Origin of the sequence: Holzapfeliella saturejae (assembly GCF_037546065.1) — a bacterium.
Taxonomy (GTDB): Bacteria; Bacillota; Bacilli; order Lactobacillales; family Lactobacillaceae; genus Holzapfeliella; species Holzapfeliella saturejae.
Genome location: NZ_JAWMWG010000003.1, coordinates 1 through 20444, shown reverse-complemented (window position 1 = coordinate 20444; position 20444 = coordinate 1). Strand labels below are relative to the sequence as shown.

Sequence of the window (20444 nt, the reverse complement as noted above, 5' to 3'; positions counted from 1 at the left end):
TAGTCAGTTAAGTAAGTTACTTAGCTGGCTTGTCAAATAATAATCCATTTTTGATGGTTTTGGCGTTATCTACGTGACGACAAATAGCTTTTTCTAACTTCGCATTTACGTTTGAACTGATGTTGACATTGAATACACCTCCTTTTGATGTTTTAAAAAGTTGCGATTCTACTCGCACAAGTTTCATCTCAGTTGATGAACTGATACTGGTGTCTTGAAAGGGTTCGATTCCCTTTATCAGTTTTGCCCTGTGCAAAGTGGGGCGATTATCAGGCATCCACCCTGATAAAAACTTTGATATACAAAATACCTGCCGTGATACCACTCATCAATTTAAACAGTCGGTTTGTCAAAGTGGTTAGCGGGTAAGTGGATTAGTAGTTTATCGGTAAAACGTTCAGCTCATAACTGAAAAGATGTAGGTTCGATTCCTGCCTAATCCATAGCCACCCGTGAGTTTGTGGTGGCAAATAAAACATAAAGACGAATTCTACTTGAGTCTTTTTGTAAGGAACTTTAAACTTAGACTTGCCGTAATGAAGGACCGAGTAATTTGATACCTCATAAATATTAATTACTGGAATCTTTTGAAAATTAGATACTTTCTAGCGAGTCAATAAATCATCTGCTACTTTACCTGGTAGCTAGCCATGAGGTTACCTAGCCCTTTTATCGAGTTGCAAAGCTCGGCATGGCTTTAACACGACACTTTAAATAGTGTCTTTTTTTATACACTAAATTAAGGAGGTGAGGAGATGGCATGACAGGCAAACTTACTCCGAAGCAAAAACAATTTGCCGATGAATATATTAAAAGTGGGAACATAACACATTCTTATATCAAAGCTGGTTATGAAGTTAAAAACGAAAAAACAGCAAACGCAGCAGGTCGAAGATTGTTGGGAAATGTTGGGGTAAAATCCTACATTGACGGTGTTTTAGGCGATATTAGTAAACGCACGATCATGGACGCAAGTGAAGCGCTTGAAATCTTGACACGGATAGGGCGAGGAGAAGAAAAAGAAACTGTTTACATCTCTTCACCCTTAGGTGTAGAAGAAAAACAAAAAGAAGCCGATATCAAGACTAGAATTTCAGCGATTAAAGAGATTTTAAAAAGATATCCTGAAACTGATAGTATAAAAGAATCACAAGCCGAAAAGCTACGCTATGAGATTGAACTTCTTAAGCGCAAGTTAGAGCACTTAGACGATTCGACAGTTAGTGATGAAATTACTTTCATTGATGATGTACCTGAAGGTGATAGCGATGAGTAAAAGAATCAGAATTACTAATCTACTTGGTAAAGGCTATAACCGTTTCTATCACTCAAAAGACTTTTATAGAGTGGTTAAGGGTGGTAGAGGTAGTAAGAAATCAAAGAACACAGCTTCTGACTTTGTGCTTAAACTGATGAAATATCCATGGGCTAATTTACTTGTTGTTAGAAGATTTTCCAACACCAACAAGCAAAGCACTTATACAGACTTCAAATGGGCGATTAATCGCTTAGGTTTGTCTAAGTTGTTCAAATTTAACGAATCCACACCTGAAATTACTATCAAAAAAACAGGTCAAAAGATACTTTTCAGAGGTCTTGATGACGAGTTAAAAATTACATCAATTTCTGTTGATAGTGGTGTTTTGTGCTGGGCTTGGTTTGAGGAAGCTTACCAAATCGAGAGCCGAGACAAGTTTGATACCGTTGTAGAGTCAATCCGTGGAAGTTTGGACGATGTACCCGAGTTTTACAAGCAAATCACAGTTACCTTTAACCCTTGGAATGAAAGGCACTGGCTTAAAGAAACCTTTTTCGATGAAGACGCTATCTATAAAGACCAAACTTTTGCCATAACTACGACATTCAGATGTAACGAATGGTTGGATAAACAAGATAAGGAACGTTACGAATCCTTGCTTACAACTAACCCAAAACGTGGTCGAGTGGTTGCGAATGGCGAGTGGGGAGTTGCTGAGGGCTTGGTATTTGAAAATGTGACAACACGAGATTTTGATATCAGAAAGACAATCCAAGAAGTCGGACAAACAGTTTTTGGACTCGATTTCGGGTTTACTCATGATCCAACAGCTTTGATATCTGCAATCTTGGACGAGAAGAACAAAAAGTTATATATCTTTGATGAAGTTTACAAGACTGGTCTTTTAAACTCTGATATCTACAAAGAAGCACTAAAAAGAGATTTAGAAGGCGCTAAAATCGTGGCAGATTCAGCAAGTCCGCAGAATATCGCAGAACTTAGACGGCTAGGGTTACGCAGGGTTACAGGTGTTAAGAAAGGCAAAGGGTCAATTATGGCTGGTATCGAATATCTGAAAGAATTTGAAATAATCGTACACCCACGTTGTGAGAATATTCTCGAAGAATTTAACACCTACGCCTTCAAACAGGACAAAACAAGTGGCAAATACCTCAACGAACCCGAAGACGCTAATAACCACGCAATAGACGCACTTAGATATGCGGTAAACGAATTTATCGGTGGTCGTCCTCAAGTTAAGACAATTAGCAATTTAGGAATTTAGAAAGGAGAACCATGAAAGAACAACAAAATACGGTATTTAACTACTCCGTACTTAGTAACGGGGTTTTTGTTTACCCAAAATCACGTTTTAAAGACGTTGGGATAGGTCTTGATGAACTGCAAGACATGGTTACGTTCCACAAGCAGAATCAAAAGCACGACTTTAAAAAGCAGTTTCAAAACTATATCGGCAATCATGAAATCTTTGAGTTAGAACGCAACACATCAACAGATATTGATAACAGAATCGCTGTAAATCTGCCCAAGTATGTAGTAGACACGTTTAACGGGTATTTTATTGGTGTACCTCCGTCTTTTTCGGCTAAAGAGGATAAAACCAATCAATCACTTCAAAACTGGCTGAACGGTAACAATTTTAGCGACTTGTTGAACGAAATATCAAAGCAAGTAGACATTTACGGTAGAAGCTACTTATTGGCTTATATCGGTGATGAGGATAAGCAAGCTAAAGTAACTTATTTAAGCCCTCAGCATAGCTTTATGATTTATAGCAACGATACGGAACAGTTGCCACTTGGTTTTGTGACTTATCTAAAGAACGGACCAGAAGAGTACGAGGCAACATTATATACAAGTGATCAAGTGCTTAATTTTACTTCTGATAGTTCAAGTTTTACAGATATATCAAGTCATAATTTCGGTGGTGTGCCAGTGGTAGAGTTCTACGAAAATACGGAGCGAACAGGAATTATCAGCACAATTCTAGACTTGAGTAATGAACTAGATAAAGCAGTCAGCCAAAAAGCTAACCAAAACGAATATTTTGACAATGCTTACTTGACTTTATCAGGAGTTGTTGACGAAGAAGATATCTTAAAACTAAAAGATAACCGGGCCATCATCTTGCCCGAGGGTGTTACTGCTGGATTTTTAACTAAGCCCGACAACGACAGCATGCAAGAAAACCATATCAATCGAATTACTAACTTGATTTATCAGACGGCACAAGTAGCAAATCTTGAAGATAGCGCCTTTAGTGGTAACAGTTCAGGCGTGGCTTTACAGTACAAACTTCTACCAATGCAGAATAAGGCGATGAATAAAGAACGTAAGTTCTCACAGCAATTACGCCATTTGTTCAAGTTGTTGTTTACCCAATCAAGTGTAGTGGGTACAGCTTCAGAAACAGCTTATATAGATGTAAGTATGACGTTCAAACGTAACTTACCTACAAACTATAACGATGAAGCAGAAACAGCTCAAAAACTGGCTGGTATTGTGTCAAAAGATACGCAGTTATCTACTTTAACCTTTGTCAAAGACCCTCAAGCAGAGATTGAAAAGATGAAACAAGAGCAAAAAGAACAAGTCCAACAATCAATTGATATGTCACGTTTAGGAGCTGATGACGTTGAATAATTTTGATTACTGGAAAAAACGCAGACAAGACGAAGAAACCTACATCAAGCAGAAAATGAGTGATGATGAACAAGTCTACAAAGTCATACAAGCACATATGAATCAGGCAGTTAGAAATATCAATGATGATGTAGCTAAGTTGTACGACAGGCTAGGCGGTGGCGATGCTATCACTTACTCTGACATGTTAAAAAACGTCAACCAAAAAGACATCAGAGCTTTTGAGTATGACATAAAAGATATCATCAACAAGGCTAGGAATATGGAAAGTTTATATAATCGCAAGCTAACTTATTCAGACTTCACAGATGAAATCAACAGCCGTATGAAAGTGTATAACGCTACTATGAGAATTAACCGCTTAGAACATCTAAAAGCTCAAATGGGGCTTCATATGGCTAAGCTCGGGATTAACTTAGATAGCGATTTATCAGCTAACTTATCTGATGAGTACATTGAGGAATTGAAGCGTCAATCAGGAATTTTAGGTATCACAAATAAAGTCCCAACCGATTTTAGTAGCGTTTTCAAAATCGTGCATGCTTCTAGTGGTGCTGGAGATTTTAGCAGTCGAATTTGGAGCAATTTAGATAATCTAAAAAGTCAACTGGATATCACTTTAAACAACGCAGTTATTAAAGGTTTGAATCCTAGAGCTTTCAGCAAAGAGTTCAATAAACAAGTAGCAGATACAATCAAGAAACGCAGTTATGTGATGAACAGGCTAGCAGTCACAGAGCTTTCAAAAGTCAGAATTGAAGCACAAAAACAATCAGTGGTTAAAAACGGTTACAAGAAATTAGGCTGGGTCGCAGAACCAAGGTCTAGTACCTGTTCAATTTGCCGTAGTCGTGATGGCAAGATTTACGATATTGACGACTTGCCACAAGCACCAGCACACCCTTTTTGTAAGTGTTCAACATTTGCATATTACAGACGTTCAGAAGATTAATCTGAGCGTTTTTATTTTGACCAAAAGTGAAGTCTTTAAACTCAAACTAATCTTATAAAGAGGAGTAAACACATGGAAGAAACACAACAAAACATTGAATCTGTTGAAGAAGAAGCAACTGATCAAGTTGAATCTGAAGAAACAGAGCAACAAGAAGAATCTAAAGAGCAAGAGCAATCCTATTCACAAGAAGACGTTGATAACATCGTCAAAAAGGCGCTTTCAAACTTTCAAGAAGAGCAAAAAGCAAAAATTGAAGAAGAAAAGAAAGTGGCTAAGATGTCGGCTGATGAAAAGTACAAATATCAACTTGAAAAAGCTAAAGAAGACGCTGACAACGCAAGAAAAGAGCTAAAACAGCGTGATAACCGTGATTTAGTTCGTACTTTAGCAGAAAAACAAGGAGTTAGCGTTACACAAGATGATGTTAAGTTCTTGGCAACAGCAGACGAAGAAGAAACGCAGCAAAAAGCAAGCTACTTCATCGAACGCATTAAACAAGCGTATTCAGACGGCAAGGATTCAACTATCAAGAGTTCAGCGCCAAAATTAACTGCTGAAAAGAACAGCAAAACGATGACAAAAGAAGACATTTTGGCTATCGAAGACCCCGAAGAGCGTAATCGTTTGATGACAGAAAACTATAACCTATTTATTTAAGGAGAATTAAAACATGGCAGAACAAAAATTGACTACAACACAGCAATTACAGTTAAAATCAGTTGATTTTACTAACCAATTTAACCAAAACCTTTCCACTTTGCTGAAAGTGTTAGGTATCACACGCAAAACTAACTTACCCGTTGGTAACGCAATTAAAATCTACAAGACTTCAGTAGACAAGACTGACGGAAAAGTCGGCGAAGGGGAAATTATTCCGCTTTCACAAGTCAAAAAAGAAGTAGACGACACAAAAACACTTGAATACTCAAAATACCGTAAATCTGTTTCTATCGAGGGTATTCAAGGCGCTGGATTCCAACAAGCAGTTACTGAAACAGACTTAGCCTTACTTCGTGAAGTTCAACGTGATATCAAAAACGACTTAATAGACCAAGTGAAAGCTGGTTCAGGTCAAGCGCAAGGCGACAACTTCCAAAAAACAGTAGCCAACGCTTTAGCTAAGCTATCAATCGCTTTTGATGACACAAACGCTACCGATTCAGTTCTTTTTGTGAACCCAATTGACTTCTACGGTTACTTAGGTGACACACCTATTCAAATGCAATCAGCTTTTGGTTTGAACTATATCCAAAACTACTTAGGTTTTACAGCTATCATCATGAATCCAGCAGTTGAAGAAGGTAAAATCTACGCCACACCAGGGCAAAACTTGAATATGTACTACGCAAATGCTTCATCAGCAGGTTTTGAAGCTTATACTGATGAAACAGGCTACATCTCAATCATGCGTAACCAAGCAAATGACCGCCTAACTTTAGATACAACAATGTACACAGCGTTGAAGATTTTCCCTGAAAGATTAGACGGTGTAATTGCTGGAACTATCGGTAAAAAAGCAGCTAACACAAAATAAAAAAGGAGGTATTAGATCATGTTAGATGACCTAAAAACTCTTTTGATGATAAATGATGATAAAAAAGATAAAGTTCTATCTTTAATCATCAAAAACACATCTCAAAGTCTTAAAACCAAGATTGGTACAGATGTACCTGAAGACCTTGAATATATTGTGACTGGTGTTGCTGTTAAGCGATACAACAGGTTAAAAAACGAAGGTATGAACAGTTATTCACAAGAAGGCGAATCCATCACTTTTGAAGCTAATGATTTTGATGAATTTCAAACCGATATAGACAAGTGGGTAGCTAAAAATAATGAAGCCGAAACACAAGTGGGTAAGCGTATCAAATTCTTAAATCCTTATAGGAGGGTTTAATTATGAGATATGACAGCTTAATTCATTGTTACGGCGATATCAAACGTGTTTTTGACAAAACTAAGCGTGATTTTGTGAATCAAGAGCAATATTTGGGCGGATTCTTCGCAAATGTGACAGATACTGGCACAGACAGAACTAACCAACTTTTTGGGGATTTAAACATACAATCCAAAACAGTCAGAACAGTTGAAGAATTGCCAGCCTGTACGTTTTTGCAACTTGATGATACTGACACACGTTATAAGATTTTAAAAGCTATACACACGCTTAAAAGTCACACTTATGTAGTGTCGGAGGTCAAGCATGGCTGATAAAATCTTAAAAGTTGATTTTGAGGGATTGCCTGAATTTACAGAAGCGTTGCTTAAAGCTCAAAAAGGTAGTCAAATTAAGAAGATTGTACGTGAAAGAACATCAAAACTTGATGAACAGACCCAACGCAATATGATAAGCCAGTACAAAGGACATTGGGAGCGTGGCAAGTTTGTCAAACCGACTGGCACAACCCGAAGAAGCGTGACAAATGCAATCACGCAAGATGGCTTCACAGGGACAGTCGGAGTTGGTACTCACTACTTCCCATATCTTGAACTTGGTACACGTTTCATGCACGCAAGACCAACGTTGACACCAGCGTTTAACCAACAACAACAGTTATTTATTAGAGATATAAGGGAGTTGATAAAATGACCCCTGAACTAATTTTACAAAACTATTTTTTTGAAGTGCTAACTGAACAAGGGTTTGATGTTTACGACTATCTACCTGATGAATCCGCCAGCTATCCGTTTATTCTTATATCAAATTCCCAAAACATCACAGAGGCTACAAAGACCAGCACAGGCGGTAATGTGGTACTTACTATTGATGTGTGGGGGAGCAAAGAGCAACGGTATAAAGTGGCACAGGTAACTGAGGAAGTAAGCAACTTGTTCAAAGGCAGAAAGCAGATTGAAAGTTATATTTTTGATCGCATGCTTAACCTTGATAATCGTGCTTACACAGTTGATAACTCATCAAATCAAATCTTTTTGCACTCACAACTTCAACTAAATTACAAATTTTACTAAAAGAAAGGAAGATACACATGGCACAAACGATTAGTGGTTACGATGTTGTAGCTTTTATCAAAAAAGCTGACGCACCAAAAGGCACAGTTGCCAAACTCGTACCTTATCAAACATCTGACACCTTTAATTTAAAACGTGATTCAGACACAACGAAAACCAAAACAGGCAACCAAAGCAAAAAAGGAACGTTAGAAACAGAGTTCAGTTTAGAAATGCTGAATAACGATTCTCAACAAGCTAAAGAGTTCAGAGATTCTGTTGTAAACGATGAAATTTTGGATGTTTGGAGAGTTTATAGAAAAGTCAAGAATGACAAAGGGAACTTTAAAGCTTACTACTTCCAAGTAAAAGTTACCGAAGATAACGAGTCTAACCCCGTGGACGATGATTCTACACGTTCACTAAGTTTTAGCGTTATCACAGACCCTCTTGAAGGTTACTTACCTTTACCAGACGAAGCAAAAGAAGCGATGAACTTCGTATTTAAAGGTCTTGATGATACTAAGTTAGACCCTGAAACTGGCGAAACAATAACAAACACAACTACACAAGGAGCAGGCAAATAGCCTGCTTTTTTGTTTTATAGAGGAGAATTTACATGCAATTAAAACTAAAAAACAACACAGTAGACCTTAATTTTGGAATTCGTTTTGTAAAAGAACTTAACAAACTATCCCCCGTTTCAAGTGGCGACATGAGTTTTGGCATGGGGCTAACTAAAGCAATCCCGGCGTTTCAAGCTGGAGACCCTGAAGCGTTTGCCAATATCCTTTACTGCGCAACTTTTGCTAATAGCCCAAGACCGAGCTACGAAGATATAGAAGATTATCTTGATTCAGCAGATGTTAAAGAACTAGACAAATTGTCTGATGAAGTGCTTGAAAATTTACACAAGAGTTCAGTAGTGAGCCGGGCAATCAACAAGATGAGTTAGGCTCATCTGCTAAATCTAGCGATGAAACATATAACGAAATTATACTTACAAGCCTGACTTATCTAGGCTTTTTTTATATCTCTGATATCGAAAAAATGACGCTTAAAGAGTATCAACTAAGGCTACAGGCCTACGAAATGCAAAAGGCTACACAAAGGCAAGATATTGCGTTTCAAAGCTGGATGAACCAGCAAGTCAAAGCGACCAAGGGGAGCGGTAAAAACGTCAAGCCTTATTATAAGAACTTCAAAGAGCTGTATGACCTTGAAAGTGAAATCGAAAGTATAAAAGAACGTTATGATTCATCGTTCAAATCTACGCAAAGTAAAAAACAAAGTGTTGAACAAACGATCAACCAACGCATAGAAGAATTTTACAAGAGAAAGGAGGATGAAAATGGCTAATGAAATGAGTTTTAAAGCTCGGATTAGTGCCATTGACAATTTCAGCGGTACTTTTAACAAAATTAGCGATTCGGTCAAGAAAGCTGGTAAAAGCGTTGAAAATATCAACCCACCAACTGACAAAATGAATAAATTTGGGCAATCTTTTAAAGATATCGCTGGTGGTGTTGTGATAGGTAACGTTGTTACTGGTGCTTTAAGTAAGATTTCAGGTGCTTTAGGTGGCTTGATGGGAGAATTGTCTCAATCATCAGCCACATGGCAAACTTTCAATGGTGTTATGCAGAACTTTGGTAAGTCAGGTGATGAGATAGCAAGCGTTAAGAAAGAATTGCAGAGCTTTGCTACTCAAACAATTTACTCAAGTAGTGACATGGCTTCCACCTACTCACAACTTGCTGCGGTTGGTGTAAAAAACACAACAGCGTTAGTTAAAGGGTTTGGTGGTCTTGCTGGTGCTGCGGAAAATCCAGCTCAAGCGATGAAGTCACTATCTCAACAAGCTACACAAATGGCGTCCAAGCCAAAAGTAGCGTGGGAAGATTTCAAAATTATGCTTGAACAGTCGCCTGCTGGTATGTCGCAAGTTGCTAAAGAGATGGGCATGAGTTTAAGTGACTTAGTTAAAAAGGTTCAAGATGGCTCGGTTCAGACTGAAGACTTTTTTGACAAGATGACAAAAGCAGGAAATTCTGACGCTTTCCAAAAAATGGCAACACAGTATAAAACTGTTGGCGAAGCTGTCGACGGACTGTCAGAGACTTTGATGAACAAACTACAACCAGCATATGACTATTTATCTAAGTTTGCTATCAAAGGTATTTCTGCGGTTTCTGACGCTATTGATTCGATTAGTTTTGACGGTATCAAGAACTTCTATAATTTCATCGTTAAGTACGGCGATATCTTCAAACCTTTAGCCGTTGGTCTAGCTTCAGCGGGTGCGGTTTTTGTGACCGTTACAACCGCAATTGTTGCTTATAACAAAGCCACGGCAATCGCCAAAACGGTTTCAGAGTTATTTGGCAGGTCTCTTTTTGCCAACCCTCTAGGTTTACTCGTTTTGGTTATAACAGCAGTTGTGACTGCTTTGGGGTACTTCTTTTTGAAGACCGAAAGCGGTCGCAATGTTTTAGAAAAATTGCACTTGGCAGGTCTTAAAGTAAGTAACTTCTTTGGTGCTACTTTTGGCAAGGTTATGACTGAAATTAGTTATAAGATGACTGACTTAAGTGATCATTGGGATATGTTCAGATATAAATTAGAAGATTTAGGTGTTTTCAAAAAAATCAGTAACGTACTACTCAAATTTCAGTACATTATGACTGATTTAAGTGATTACTGGGACGCTTTTAGATATAAGTTAGAAGATTTAGGCGTTGTTGAAAAAGCCACAAATCTCTTCAGTACTTTAGGTGGCAAATTTGGGGCTTTGGGTGCCGTAGTTAGCGTAGCCATTAGTCTTATCACGAAACTGGGGTTATCTTTTGTCGGAATCACTGGGCCAGTCGGTATCGCTATATCGCTTTTGGTTTCATTTTTAAGCTCATGGGCTAAGACTGGAGATTTAAACGCTGATGGAATCACAGAAGTCTTTGACAACCTAACCAACACAATTACAAGTGTAGCTGATTTCATCAGTGGTAACTTACCTAAATTCATTGAAATCGGTACAAGTCTAATCACAAAACTTATTGATGGTATGGCTAAGGCGTTACCTCAAATAATCACAACGGCTACACAAGTTATAACAACTGTTTTGACAAGTTTAGCTAAAGCACTACCTGAGTTAATCACGTTAGGTATAGATTTAATCACAAAACTTATTGATGGCTTCACGAAAGCGTTACCTTACATTGTTGGTGCTGTTCCTGCTATTTTACTAACAATCATCAACGCAATCACTAAAAACCTACCTCAAATCGCTAAGGCTGGAATTCAAATTATCCAAACGCTTATAAATTCCATTGTTAAAGTTATACCAACACTTGCTACGTCGGCGGTACAAATCATCACAACACTAGTACAGACGATTGTTGACAATCTACCTACGATTATCAATTCAGCAATCCAAATCATCATGACTTTAGCACAAGCTATCATTGATAATTTACCAACGATCATTGATTCAGCTATCCAAATAATTATGGCTATTTTCAATGGATTAATCGAAATGTTGCCAACGATTATTGATGGTGCTATCCAAATCATCATGGCGCTTGTGCAAGGCTTGATTGATAACTTACCTAAAATTATTGATTCAGCAATTCAAATCATCACAACACTTTTCCAAGCAATCATTGACAATTTACCTAAAATCATTGAAGCGGGACTTAACTTAATTATTGCTGTTGTAAGTGGATTAATTGATAACTTACCTAAAATTATTGAGTCTGCTTTGAAGTTAGTTGTAACGCTTGCGAAAGCTATCATTGATAACTTACCTAAGATTCTAGAGGCTGGCGGGAGGATCTTGCTAACGCTTGTCGAAGGTATCTTCAAATTAATCGGGAAGTTGTGGGACTTAGGTGTCGGCTTAATCCAAAAATTAATAGATGGTATCGGAAGTAAAATTAATGACGTGACTAACAAAGCTGGCGAAATCGGTAACTCGATTTGGGAAAAAATCAAAAGCATAGACTTGCTACAAGTCGGTAAAGATGTAATTCAAGGGCTAATCAACGGTATTGGCTCAATGGTCGGAGCTGTTGGGAAAGCCATTGGAGATGTTGCAGGAAATATCACAGGTGGGATTAAGGGTGCTTTGGGTATCCACTCACCTAGTCGTGTCATGCGTCAAATCGGTGTATTTACTGGTCAAGGCTTACAGATTGGGATTGACTCAATGGGTTCTAAAATCTCAAAATCTGCTGATAAAATGGCGCGATTAGCAACACCAAACATCAGCCCTATTGATGTGGGTGGTGCTTTCTCGAATGCTACTGGTAACTTTACAAGTAGCTTGTCGGCTGATGTTCAAGGTCAACTGCAAGTGAGTCAACAGCCTGCAGAGATTAACCTAAGCCTAGGTAATCGTGATTTTAACGCTTTTGTGGGTGATATCAGTAGAAACCAAGACCAATCAACGCAATTACGCAATTCATATGGATTTTAAGGAGGGATAAAATGACATATAAATTTATCAATCTTGATGAAAAACAAGAACAAAGGCGAAGGATACCGCCTGAAGCCTTGTATTTTGGTGATGATTCAACAATCGAGGAGCAAATAGATGGTTATCAGACTTTAAATACTTCAGGTCGTGAATTAGTCGGCTACTCAGTCAATTCTCAATCCGTCAATTCTGATGGTGAAGCCTTTACGAGTGCTTACTATCCTAAGCGTGATATCACTATCAGATATCAACTGGAAGCTAAAAGTGATGTTGAATTTAGACAAAAATTTGATTATCTCAACTATCTTTTGTCACAAAAAGAGTTTGAATTTTATTTTTATGACGACCCTTTTTATAGCTTTATCGGTACAGTTACGGCAGTTGAAAGTTTTCCAGAAGGGACGAACTCGGGTGTAAGTAGTTTTACCATAACTTGTTCTAACCCTTTCAAAAGAAGACGACAGCCAACTACAAAAACTAAAATACAAAAACTTGAAGTAACCGAAAATATCTACTTCGGGACTGTACCTGATTTAATCAAGCTAGAACTAAAACACGACACTAATTTGATTGACTTGTTCAACGATGAACTCAAAATCAGATTAGTTCACGACTTCAAAGCTGGCGATGTTGTAGAAATTAGACCGCTCGATTCAGAACCGCTTAAAATCAATGGAGCTACTAACTTCATGGCTTTAGATGTTACTTCTGATTTAGAAAATTTTGAAGTCAAAAAAAGTGATGTAATCAAAGTGTCAGAACGTGATTGTGTTGTCACTCTTGAGTTAAGAGGTAAATTGCTATGAGATTTGTTTTACTAGATCAAAAGCAAAATATTTACTCATATCTTACTGAATGTTTATCAGCAACAGAAACGCAAGAAATCAACACCGCTATGCAACTTTATGCGGAGTTCAAACTTGATAAAAGCACACTTCAAAAGTTAAATAAGTGCTTTTACATCGGCGTTCCCGCTAGATATGACGAAGATAACAAGTTCCATCTTTACCGTGTATCAAGTTCTAAAACTGCTGAAACAATCATCATAGAGGGTGTTGAAGAGGCTTTTGACGACTTAAAAGGCAGAAAGATAGTGAAAGATAGGCGTTTTTATAACCAACCCATCCAAAAGCCTTTAGAAGCCATTTTTGAAGATACTAACTGGACACTAGACAATAAATCCACAAGCGTGGGTTCTACCAACTTTTACTATGACAGCCAGTTAGACTGCTTCAGTAAGCTAAAAGACGCATACAGCTTTGAAATACGCTTCTTATACGAGTTTAAAGGCTCGCAAATTACAAAGCGGATAGCTGAAGTCAGAAATCGCATAGGAAAAGATACAACAAAAAGATTCGTCTACGGTCGTGATACAGCTTCCATTGGTAAAGAACAGAATTTGTCAGATTACTACACCGCGATAGTCGGGTGTGGTAATGGTGAAGCCACGGATAGTGGCGGATATGGTCGTAAAATTACTTTTGAAGATATCGCTTGGTCAAAATCAAAAGGTGACCCCTTAGACAAACCTTTGGGACAAGCTTTTCTTGAGTTTCCCGAAGCTACAAAAGTTTGGGGGTATGCAGACGGTACACCAAGAATTAAAGCGGTAGATTTTGATACAGACGATAAAAACGAGTTGCTTAATTTGTCTTATCAATCACTTATTGAAAATTGTGTACCTAAAAATAATCTTTCTGCCACGATCAATTTTGATGGCAGTTTAATGCTAGGTGATACAGTCACAATCGTACGACATGAACCTAAAATTGTTTTTAAATCACGAATTATCAAAATCACACGTAATCTTTTAGCCCCTGAATTGACATCAGTTGAGATTGGGGAGAAAACTTTTTCAACACAGGCGGAAAGAGAACAACAGACCAGTAAAGACATTCAAAAAACGTCTACAAAAGTTGATAAAACTAGCCAAGAAGTTAAAGATACCAAGTCTGATTTGCTGCTCAAAATCAACGAAGAAAAACTGGATATCGAAGCTAAACAAAAAGAATTGAACGACAAAATAGGTCGCTATCGTCAAGATGTGCAGGACTACCTAGATGGTGTCGGTGGTGATTTAGTTTATGGAAAGCAAGCGCTTGAAACTAAAAACGGTGATGGAACAGGGTTAAAACTCGGCGGATTGGGTCTAGGTTTCTATGGCGCAAATGGACAAATTAAGACCGCTGTTGATAATCGCGGTCGCGTCTACGCTGACGAAATCGTCGCAGGTTCGCTTATATCAGCACCTACTATTTCAGGTGGCTATATCCAAGGTGTTCAAATTAGCGGTGGTCAAGTTGACGGTGCAAGTTTCTTACGTTCGGTTAGTCCGTATGGATTAAGTCAAAACGCCGTTGTGAGCTACAACAACGGTTTTTCTGTTTCAGGTGGTGGCGGTTTAGCCATTTCTGGCGGTGGTTCTATCAACCTGAACGGAATTTGGATTCAAAATGTGGGCGGTCAACTGTATGTTGATGGTCATAAAGTCTTAACAGAATAATAGAAAGGGTGATTATATGAGTTTACCAACTTTGACGCTTGATATTAACAAGCAACAGCGGTTTAACCCTATCAAACCAGTATTGGTACAAGGCGATAAAGGGCAACAACTAGAAGTTGTCATCTTGTCAAATAATCAAGATGTAGATTTATCAGGCTGCACATTAAAATTTGAAGCGACAAAAGCGGATAATAAAATTATTGATGATGACAATCAAAGTCACTTCATCAAATCAGAAAACAAAATTACTTACACACTTGTTGACGAGGCTTATCAATCTGCTGGAGTGCTTACTGGCTACTTCCGTTTAATTGATTCAAAAGGCAATAAGGACAGCACACCAAGTTTTGAAATTGAGGTGTTAGCGCAAGCTGGAAGTGACCTGCGAAGCGATAACTATGTAAGTCTTGCCCAACAAATCAACGATGCAATGCTAAGTTATCAGTCAGCTCTGAAAGAACTATCAGATAAAGCACCAGCAGACTGGCAGAAGCAACAAGAAGATTTTGAAAGACGTTTTAAAGAGTTTAGAAATCAACTTGATCAAAACGCTGCTAATCTACTTACTTCAACTGATGATAAATTTAAAGCAAAACAGCGTGAAATCGCCGACTGGTTCAATCGAGCCCAAAACGATTTACAAAGCCGTAAAACTGAGTGGGACACTTTCAAAAGACAATCACAAAGCGACAAAACAGCTCAAGAAAAGCAATTCAGAAGTGAATTTGACGACTTGAAAGCAGATTACGAAACCAAGAAGTCTAATCTACTTAGTGACTACAAAAAAGAGTTTGACGCACAGAAAAAACAACTTTCTGATGATTTAGCCACCTTCAAATTACAGCTAAAATCACAGCTAGATAGTACACAATCAACAATTAATCAGCTTAAAAACGCTGATGTGCCAGCAATCTCTAAAAAGCTGGATGATATTCGTGCTGACATCGAAAAAATCGACTTAGATAGTGTTAAGAAGAAGGCTGATGATGCTTATAGCATGGCACAAAGTGCTAGGGATTCAGTAGCAGATAAGGCTGATAAATCAGATGTGACAAGCCTTGAATCACGCATGGATGAAAAGAAAATGAATTGGCGTGATAGCTACTTTAAGTATCAGGTCGAAGATAGAGACACCGCTACTTTAACTGCTGCTAAAAGCTATACAGATAATAAAGTAGCCAGCTCCAAGCCTGACTTATCGGGTTACTACGATAAAACACAAGTAGACCAAAAAGACCTCGCCACCCAAAACCAAGCTGTAGAACTTGTTAAGTCTCAACTTGTCGGCGATAAAGCTAATTTAACCACTGATGATAAATCAAGCGTTGTAAGTGCGATTAATTGGCTTTATCAAAAAATCAACGGAGCTTTTGACCTCTCAAGTCCAGTAATTCCGTATGTTAATGATTCCGCAAATTATACAAATCAAAACATGATTTACTTAAATAATTCGCAAAGTTACAACTTTGATAGTTCGCACACGATCACGTATGACAGTAATTTTGCAGATAGCAAATTATCAAACATCGGCGACGGCTTGAAATTGTGGATTAAATTACGCAAGAAGCCATACATTAATGGTGTTCAGCAAGCAGATAACAATGATTATCCAATCAGTTATAGTTCATCTGACTATGTAAGTGGTCAATGCTCAACGTCTGTTCAGTCGCCGATTATCATCAATAAGAGTGATATTGCGGTATCAAGTCCTAGCGAAAGTAAGACCATTGTTGTAGAGCTGTCTGGAGTAGGCGAAATGAAAACAGGTAGCAAATTGTCGCCAAAACTCAAAATTACAAACAACGGAAACGCCAATAATTTAGTTGTTGAAAGTATTCAAGGCTATAATTTTGACAATCCTAACAGCCCACAAGTAACAGGCGGTTACTATGACCTTGATGTTGACCGTGTGGCAGAGTTTGAACTGATTAGAACACCTGTAAGAAGTTTAGTGAGTGGAACAAAATTGTATGATTTCAATAACAATTATTTAAACACCTCAACTAGAAATCTATACTTTAGGGAAACTACATTTAAATTTAACGCAGGATTTCAAAATGTTGGTGATGGTATCATCATCTCTGTATCAGACCTTATGGCAGGAGGATATATTGGATATGGTGTCATAAGCGGCGTTTTTGACTCTTCAGAAAATAACATTTCTTTTTATCAAGAGGGGAACAGCGAAAAAATAAAAATACCAAAATCAGAACTGATAACAAACAATGTTTTAAAAATAAAAACAAACGGAAAAGGAATAACTTATAATAATTTTTATCTTTTTGAAGAAGGGAAAAAATATATAACTTTCAAAATAATCGAAAACGGAATGATTGCGTCAGCCGATACCAGTTCTATGAGAGAAGCAAGTCTTTTTATAAAAAGCATAACAACCTACAAAAACAACGTACTTTTTGACGGCGGTTACAAAATCGGCAAATCAACAAATGATGTGGCAATCAGTAAAAAATTTGCTGAATTAAAAGGCGGTTTAATTATTAAGATAAACAAATTAAAACTTGAAACTAAAGAATATGATAGCCTTGATTTATTAAAAAGAGCCTTAAAATCAAGTGATGATGTATCGGTATCTTATGAAGAAAACCCCAATTCCGCAATTTTGACGATACCAAAAGATAAAATTGTTGTCGGCAAAACTGTGCAAACAGCCAATGTTGGAGAAACTGTCCGAGACACCTCTAACAACTGGCTATATTCTAGTGGTGGTGTAAATCAAAGGTTGAATATCAATTTCAAAAATGACAATACACTAAATTTTTCGGCTGGATTTTACTCAAGTAATGATTCGGCTATTTTTATATCTGAAATTCAAGAATATTAAAGGAGAAAATTATGACAGAACAAATTATGACACGAACATATAAAGACGGCTCGATTCAACTTATCAATAAAGATGTATGGGATTCCTGGACTTTTGGCAATCCTGAACAAAAGGTGGCAAACGGTTTAACTACTGTTGAAGTTCCTCAGGATTTACTTGATAAACCAATTAAATTTAACATTCAAACTATGCAATGGGAAGATGCGAGTGAAGATGAAATTAATCGAGTAAAATCACAGATTAAGCAAGTATCTGATGAGCTAAAAAAAGCACAAGAAGAGCGTGAAAACGCTAAGACTGATAGCGAAGAAGCACAAAGAAAAATTAACTCTATGCAGCAAACGATTGACGAATTGCAAGAAATGGTTTCAGGAATGGCGCAAGGAGGTGCTGAATAATGGCAAAACTAGCAAGCTGGAGAAAAAATATTTTAAAAGTTTCATATAACGACTGGAAGAAAGTTGATTTAGAATCACTTAACGCTATGGTCCAAGACGGTCGCATGGATAGTGAAGATTTTAAATTTATCACCGGTCAAGACTACGTCAATGATCAACCACAAGACAATACAGGAGCTACTGAAAAGTAGCTTTTTTATTTTGGAGGAGAGAATATTTTGAGTGATTTTATTTTAAATTTTTTACAACTAAAACCATACGACTGGGCTTTAACTTTCGCAGTAGCAGCGTTGTTTTTGGAGTTCTTGAGCGGACTTTTAAAAGCTTTAAGAAACCACACGCTAAAAAGTTCTATTGGTTTGCTAGGGTTTGGCAAGCATATGCTAATCTTCTTTGGCTTTGTAGTCGTCTTTTATCTAGTAGTCGCTTTTCCCACACCACCGATGAACATCGGCTTTGGAGAGACTGACCTAGGTGACATCGCAGCTTTTGGATTTTGTATTTTGTACATTTTCTTTTTGCTTGTTTCGATTGTTGAAAATCTTGACGGAGCAGGTATCAAACTTCCCAAGTTCTTAACCAAGTACCTTTATGAAACCAACGATACACTTATGAATGGGAACGTCAAAGACATAGCTAAATTGGGTGCTAAAACGCTCGAAACCGCCAAAAACCCTACTGCCACACTTCATAACTTACTTGATGAAGAAGCAATCGAAAAAAATGGCAATCGTGAAAATAAAGACGATTTAAGTACTTCTGAAACTGAACAGACAGAAGAACCACAAGATACTAAAAAAGACCCGCAGGATACACCTGACGAGGTCAATAAGCCTAATCGTTTAAACTAAGGGAGGAAACTATATGGAAATTATAAAAGATTTTATTCAAGGAACACCACAAACGCCAACACAAAATCGTTTTATCGTGGTGCATGACACAGGTAACGACAAATCCACCATTGATGGTGAAGTGTCATATATGAAGCGTGCAGGACTTCAGAACCAAGCCTATGTAACGCATTTTGTCGATGATAAAAAAGTTGTACAAACTGCTCCAAGTGGCAAAATCTCATGGGGAGCTGGCAACATTAATCAATTCGCCTATGCACAAATTGAGATGGTACACGTTGCACCTGATAAATTTAGTCAACAAGTAGAATTATTAGGTCAACTTTTAAAACAACTCTGCTCTGAAAGTGGAATACCTGGCTACTTCACAAATGGCACAAACAACGGAATCATCACACATAATCAAGCAGCTAAATATTTTGGAGGTTCAGACCATACCGACCCTGATAGCTACGTGATCAGCAGAGGCTGGACGATGGATAAGTTCCGTGGTCGTATCTCTGAAATCATCAACAGTCAATCCTCGCAAGCACCAAAACCTACTCAAGTAAAGCTTGAAGATTTAACTTTGTCTGTACCTTTCAGAGCTAAGGGAGCATGTTGGGTTTCAAATCCTGATGGAGCAATCATTTATAAAGATGCAGAGCTAAAAGAACCAACTTCCCAAGTGGTGCCTTTTGGTTCTGCATGGCAAATTTATGGAGCTGGTGACGGTGGCATTTTTACGATTGGGAACAATTTATACATCTCGCAATCTGACGCAGTAGCCAAATTTAGTCGTGGCATGGGTATGGGCGACTACACAGGTATGACCGCAGTTGTTACTGCAGACGACTGCTACACTCAAACCATTCCTGAAGCAGGACAAGCTGGAGTTAGCCACTTAGAAAAAGGTGGAGCGTATAGAATCAATCGCCAATCACAAGATTTTAAATTTGTTGATTTGGGCAAAGACCAGTGGGTCGACACTTCAAAATTAAATATTGTTTTATAGCAAATAAAAAGCCTTACTCTTGATTGAGTAGGGCTTTTTTGTGTTTAGATATAAAAATAACCCACTTATAAAAAGCGAGTTAAATTATTTAGAACTCCGACGAAAAGTTTTAAGCTATATACTTAACGAGTACAAGAAAGAACAACACTGTTTCGCATAGTTTAGAGGCGTTTGTTGATTACTTATACCTTTATTTTACCACATTTCAATTAAAAAGGTAAGTCACTATCATCGAATCCCAAGTCGCCGAATGGGTTGTCGCTCGGAATCGTTTCTTTTTCTTCTTCTTTCTTGCCAAAACTCTTGATTTTACCGCTGTCGATATCGTCAAGCAGTTGCTGAAACTTATCATCAACTTTAACGTTGGATTTCTTCTTACTCCAATCGGTGGCGATTTCTTTTTTAGGCTTCTTAAATTGTTTCTTCCGTTCCTGGAAGTCGTCTTTGTCTTTTGGTTCGGGTGTGAAAGTAAAAATATACCCCTTGAGTGGTTTACCTTGTTTCTTGATGAACTCTTTTTCCATCTTTAGGTTCTTAAAGAAGGGTGCTAACTGCT

At 37.8% G+C, this 20444-nt stretch carries 22 protein-coding genes, 1 tRNA gene and 1 pseudogene; 22 read left to right on the top strand and 2 right to left on the bottom strand.

Annotation, left to right across the window (positions count from 1 at the left end; all coding sequences use genetic code 11):
• Positions 1-16: 16 nt before the first annotated feature.
• Positions 17-277, bottom strand: a complete 261-nt coding sequence (locus R4Y45_RS06135; RefSeq protein ID WP_339970297.1) for a hypothetical protein — start codon at positions 275-277, stop codon at positions 17-19.
• A 94-nt stretch (positions 278-371) separates the two neighbouring features.
• On the opposite strand from R4Y45_RS06135, the gene R4Y45_RS06130 reads away from it, so the two are divergent.
• From R4Y45_RS06130 to R4Y45_RS06025, 22 genes are all read left to right on the top strand, one after another.
• Positions 372-443: transfer RNA gene (locus R4Y45_RS06130), tRNA-Met, on the top strand.
• 317 nt (positions 444-760) lie between these two features.
• On the top strand, positions 761-1276 hold the full coding sequence (locus tag R4Y45_RS06125; protein ID WP_339970296.1) for a terminase small subunit: 516 nt from the start codon (positions 761-763) through the stop codon (positions 1274-1276).
• Positions 1269-2543, top strand: a complete 1275-nt coding sequence (locus R4Y45_RS06120) for a PBSX family phage terminase large subunit (RefSeq protein WP_339970295.1) — start codon at positions 1269-1271, stop codon at positions 2541-2543. Before R4Y45_RS06125 ends, R4Y45_RS06120 begins: the two co-directional genes overlap by 8 nt.
• A gap of 11 nt (positions 2544-2554) precedes the next feature.
• Positions 2555-3922, top strand: a complete 1368-nt coding sequence (locus R4Y45_RS06115) for a phage portal protein (RefSeq protein ID WP_339970294.1) — start codon at positions 2555-2557, stop codon at positions 3920-3922.
• A complete protein-coding gene (locus tag R4Y45_RS06110; RefSeq protein WP_339970293.1) occupies positions 3915-4874 on the top strand; it encodes a minor capsid protein in 960 nt (319 codons plus the stop codon). The genes R4Y45_RS06115 and R4Y45_RS06110 overlap by 8 nt, the downstream gene beginning before the upstream one ends.
• 72 nt (positions 4875-4946) lie before the next feature.
• Positions 4947-5534, top strand: coding sequence for a capsid assembly scaffolding protein Gp46 family protein (locus tag R4Y45_RS06105; RefSeq protein WP_339970292.1), 588 nt, complete (start codon positions 4947-4949; stop codon positions 5532-5534).
• 13 nt (positions 5535-5547) lie between these two features.
• Positions 5548-6411, top strand: a complete 864-nt coding sequence (locus R4Y45_RS06100; RefSeq protein ID WP_339970291.1) for a hypothetical protein — start codon at positions 5548-5550, stop codon at positions 6409-6411.
• Positions 6412-6429: 18 nt separating this feature from the next.
• The gene (locus R4Y45_RS06095) at positions 6430-6774 is read left to right on the top strand and encodes a phage head-tail connector protein (protein WP_339970290.1); all 345 of its coding nucleotides are present in this window, start codon (positions 6430-6432) and stop codon (positions 6772-6774) included.
• A gap of 2 nt (positions 6775-6776) precedes the next feature.
• Entirely contained in the window at positions 6777-7088 is a 312-nt protein-coding gene (locus tag R4Y45_RS06090; RefSeq protein ID WP_339970289.1) for a hypothetical protein, read from the top strand.
• Complete coding sequence (locus R4Y45_RS06085; protein ID WP_339970288.1) at positions 7081-7467, top strand: HK97-gp10 family putative phage morphogenesis protein; 387 nt, start codon at positions 7081-7083, stop codon at positions 7465-7467. Before R4Y45_RS06090 ends, R4Y45_RS06085 begins: the two co-directional genes overlap by 8 nt.
• Positions 7464-7847 carry a hypothetical protein gene (locus R4Y45_RS06080; RefSeq protein WP_339970287.1) on the top strand — a complete coding sequence of 128 codons (384 nt, stop codon included), beginning with the start codon at positions 7464-7466 and terminating at the stop codon, positions 7845-7847. Before R4Y45_RS06085 ends, R4Y45_RS06080 begins: the two co-directional genes overlap by 4 nt.
• A gap of 17 nt (positions 7848-7864) precedes the next feature.
• Entirely contained in the window at positions 7865-8413 is a 549-nt protein-coding gene (locus R4Y45_RS06075) for a phage major tail protein, TP901-1 family (RefSeq protein ID WP_339970286.1), read from the top strand.
• 32 nt (positions 8414-8445) lie between these two features.
• Positions 8446-8781 carry a tail assembly chaperone gene (locus R4Y45_RS06070; RefSeq protein WP_339970285.1) on the top strand — a complete coding sequence of 112 codons (336 nt, stop codon included), beginning with the start codon at positions 8446-8448 and terminating at the stop codon, positions 8779-8781.
• Positions 8782-8918: 137 nt separating this feature from the next.
• A complete protein-coding gene (locus R4Y45_RS06065) occupies positions 8919-9185 on the top strand; it encodes a hypothetical protein (RefSeq protein ID WP_339970284.1) in 267 nt (88 codons plus the stop codon).
• Positions 9178-12300: a tape measure protein gene (locus R4Y45_RS06060; protein WP_339970283.1), complete on the top strand. Its 3123-nt coding sequence runs from the start codon at positions 9178-9180 to the stop codon at positions 12298-12300. Before R4Y45_RS06065 ends, R4Y45_RS06060 begins: the two co-directional genes overlap by 8 nt.
• 11 nt (positions 12301-12311) lie before the next feature.
• A complete protein-coding gene (locus R4Y45_RS06055) occupies positions 12312-13106 on the top strand; it encodes a distal tail protein Dit (RefSeq protein ID WP_339970282.1) in 795 nt (264 codons plus the stop codon).
• Positions 13103-14803 (top strand): phage tail spike protein, encoded by a 1701-nt coding sequence (locus R4Y45_RS06050; RefSeq protein WP_339970281.1) that lies wholly within the window; start codon positions 13103-13105, stop codon positions 14801-14803. Before R4Y45_RS06055 ends, R4Y45_RS06050 begins: the two co-directional genes overlap by 4 nt.
• Positions 14804-14819: 16 nt before the next feature.
• Complete coding sequence (locus tag R4Y45_RS06045; protein WP_339970280.1) at positions 14820-17645, top strand: BppU family phage baseplate upper protein; 2826 nt, start codon at positions 14820-14822, stop codon at positions 17643-17645.
• Positions 17646-17656: 11 nt separating this feature from the next.
• Positions 17657-18043, top strand: a complete 387-nt coding sequence (locus R4Y45_RS06040) for a hypothetical protein (RefSeq protein WP_339970279.1) — start codon at positions 17657-17659, stop codon at positions 18041-18043.
• Entirely contained in the window at positions 18043-18234 is a 192-nt protein-coding gene (locus tag R4Y45_RS06035) for a hypothetical protein (protein ID WP_339970278.1), read from the top strand. The genes R4Y45_RS06040 and R4Y45_RS06035 overlap by 1 nt, the downstream gene beginning before the upstream one ends.
• 27 nt (positions 18235-18261) lie before the next feature.
• Positions 18262-18894, top strand: coding sequence for a phage holin family protein (locus R4Y45_RS06030; RefSeq protein ID WP_339970277.1), 633 nt, complete (start codon positions 18262-18264; stop codon positions 18892-18894).
• Positions 18895-18907: 13 nt separating this feature from the next.
• Entirely contained in the window at positions 18908-19888 is a 981-nt protein-coding gene (locus tag R4Y45_RS06025; protein ID WP_339970276.1) for a peptidoglycan recognition protein family protein, read from the top strand.
• A gap of 209 nt (positions 19889-20097) precedes the next feature.
• On the opposite strand, the pseudogene R4Y45_RS06020 reads toward R4Y45_RS06025, so the two are convergent.
• Positions 20098-20444: pseudogene (locus tag R4Y45_RS06020) on the bottom strand (hypothetical protein); the annotation flags it as partial.

What these genes read in the sequence shown, in the direction of transcription:
- R4Y45_RS06115 (WP_339970294.1), top strand. Translation starts at nt 2,555, where the DNA reads ATGAAAGAACAACAAAATACGGTATTTAACTACTCCGTACTTAGTAAC.
- R4Y45_RS06095 (WP_339970290.1), top strand. Translation starts at nt 6,430, where the DNA reads ATGTTAGATGACCTAAAAACTCTTTTGATGATAAATGATGATAAAAAA.
- R4Y45_RS06125 (WP_339970296.1), top strand. Translation starts at nt 761, where the DNA reads ATGACAGGCAAACTTACTCCGAAGCAAAAACAATTTGCCGATGAATAT.
- R4Y45_RS06075 (WP_339970286.1), top strand. Translation starts at nt 7,865, where the DNA reads ATGGCACAAACGATTAGTGGTTACGATGTTGTAGCTTTTATCAAAAAA.
- R4Y45_RS06135 (WP_339970297.1), bottom strand. Translation starts at nt 277, where the DNA reads ATGCCTGATAATCGCCCCACTTTGCACAGGGCAAAACTGATAAAGGGA.
- R4Y45_RS06040 (WP_339970279.1), top strand. Translation starts at nt 17,657, where the DNA reads ATGACAGAACAAATTATGACACGAACATATAAAGACGGCTCGATTCAA.
- R4Y45_RS06070 (WP_339970285.1), top strand. Translation starts at nt 8,446, where the DNA reads ATGCAATTAAAACTAAAAAACAACACAGTAGACCTTAATTTTGGAATT.
- R4Y45_RS06065 (WP_339970284.1), top strand. Translation starts at nt 8,919, where the DNA reads ATGCAAAAGGCTACACAAAGGCAAGATATTGCGTTTCAAAGCTGGATG.
- R4Y45_RS06100 (WP_339970291.1), top strand. Translation starts at nt 5,548, where the DNA reads ATGGCAGAACAAAAATTGACTACAACACAGCAATTACAGTTAAAATCA.
- R4Y45_RS06035 (WP_339970278.1), top strand. Translation starts at nt 18,043, where the DNA reads ATGGCAAAACTAGCAAGCTGGAGAAAAAATATTTTAAAAGTTTCATAT.
- R4Y45_RS06055 (WP_339970282.1), top strand. Translation starts at nt 12,312, where the DNA reads ATGACATATAAATTTATCAATCTTGATGAAAAACAAGAACAAAGGCGA.
- R4Y45_RS06090 (WP_339970289.1), top strand. Translation starts at nt 6,777, where the DNA reads ATGAGATATGACAGCTTAATTCATTGTTACGGCGATATCAAACGTGTT.
- R4Y45_RS06080 (WP_339970287.1), top strand. Translation starts at nt 7,464, where the DNA reads ATGACCCCTGAACTAATTTTACAAAACTATTTTTTTGAAGTGCTAACT.
- R4Y45_RS06060 (WP_339970283.1), top strand. Translation starts at nt 9,178, where the DNA reads ATGGCTAATGAAATGAGTTTTAAAGCTCGGATTAGTGCCATTGACAAT.
- R4Y45_RS06105 (WP_339970292.1), top strand. Translation starts at nt 4,947, where the DNA reads ATGGAAGAAACACAACAAAACATTGAATCTGTTGAAGAAGAAGCAACT.
- R4Y45_RS06025 (WP_339970276.1), top strand. Translation starts at nt 18,908, where the DNA reads ATGGAAATTATAAAAGATTTTATTCAAGGAACACCACAAACGCCAACA.
- R4Y45_RS06045 (WP_339970280.1), top strand. Translation starts at nt 14,820, where the DNA reads ATGAGTTTACCAACTTTGACGCTTGATATTAACAAGCAACAGCGGTTT.
- R4Y45_RS06085 (WP_339970288.1), top strand. Translation starts at nt 7,081, where the DNA reads ATGGCTGATAAAATCTTAAAAGTTGATTTTGAGGGATTGCCTGAATTT.
- R4Y45_RS06120 (WP_339970295.1), top strand. Translation starts at nt 1,269, where the DNA reads ATGAGTAAAAGAATCAGAATTACTAATCTACTTGGTAAAGGCTATAAC.
- R4Y45_RS06050 (WP_339970281.1), top strand. Translation starts at nt 13,103, where the DNA reads ATGAGATTTGTTTTACTAGATCAAAAGCAAAATATTTACTCATATCTT.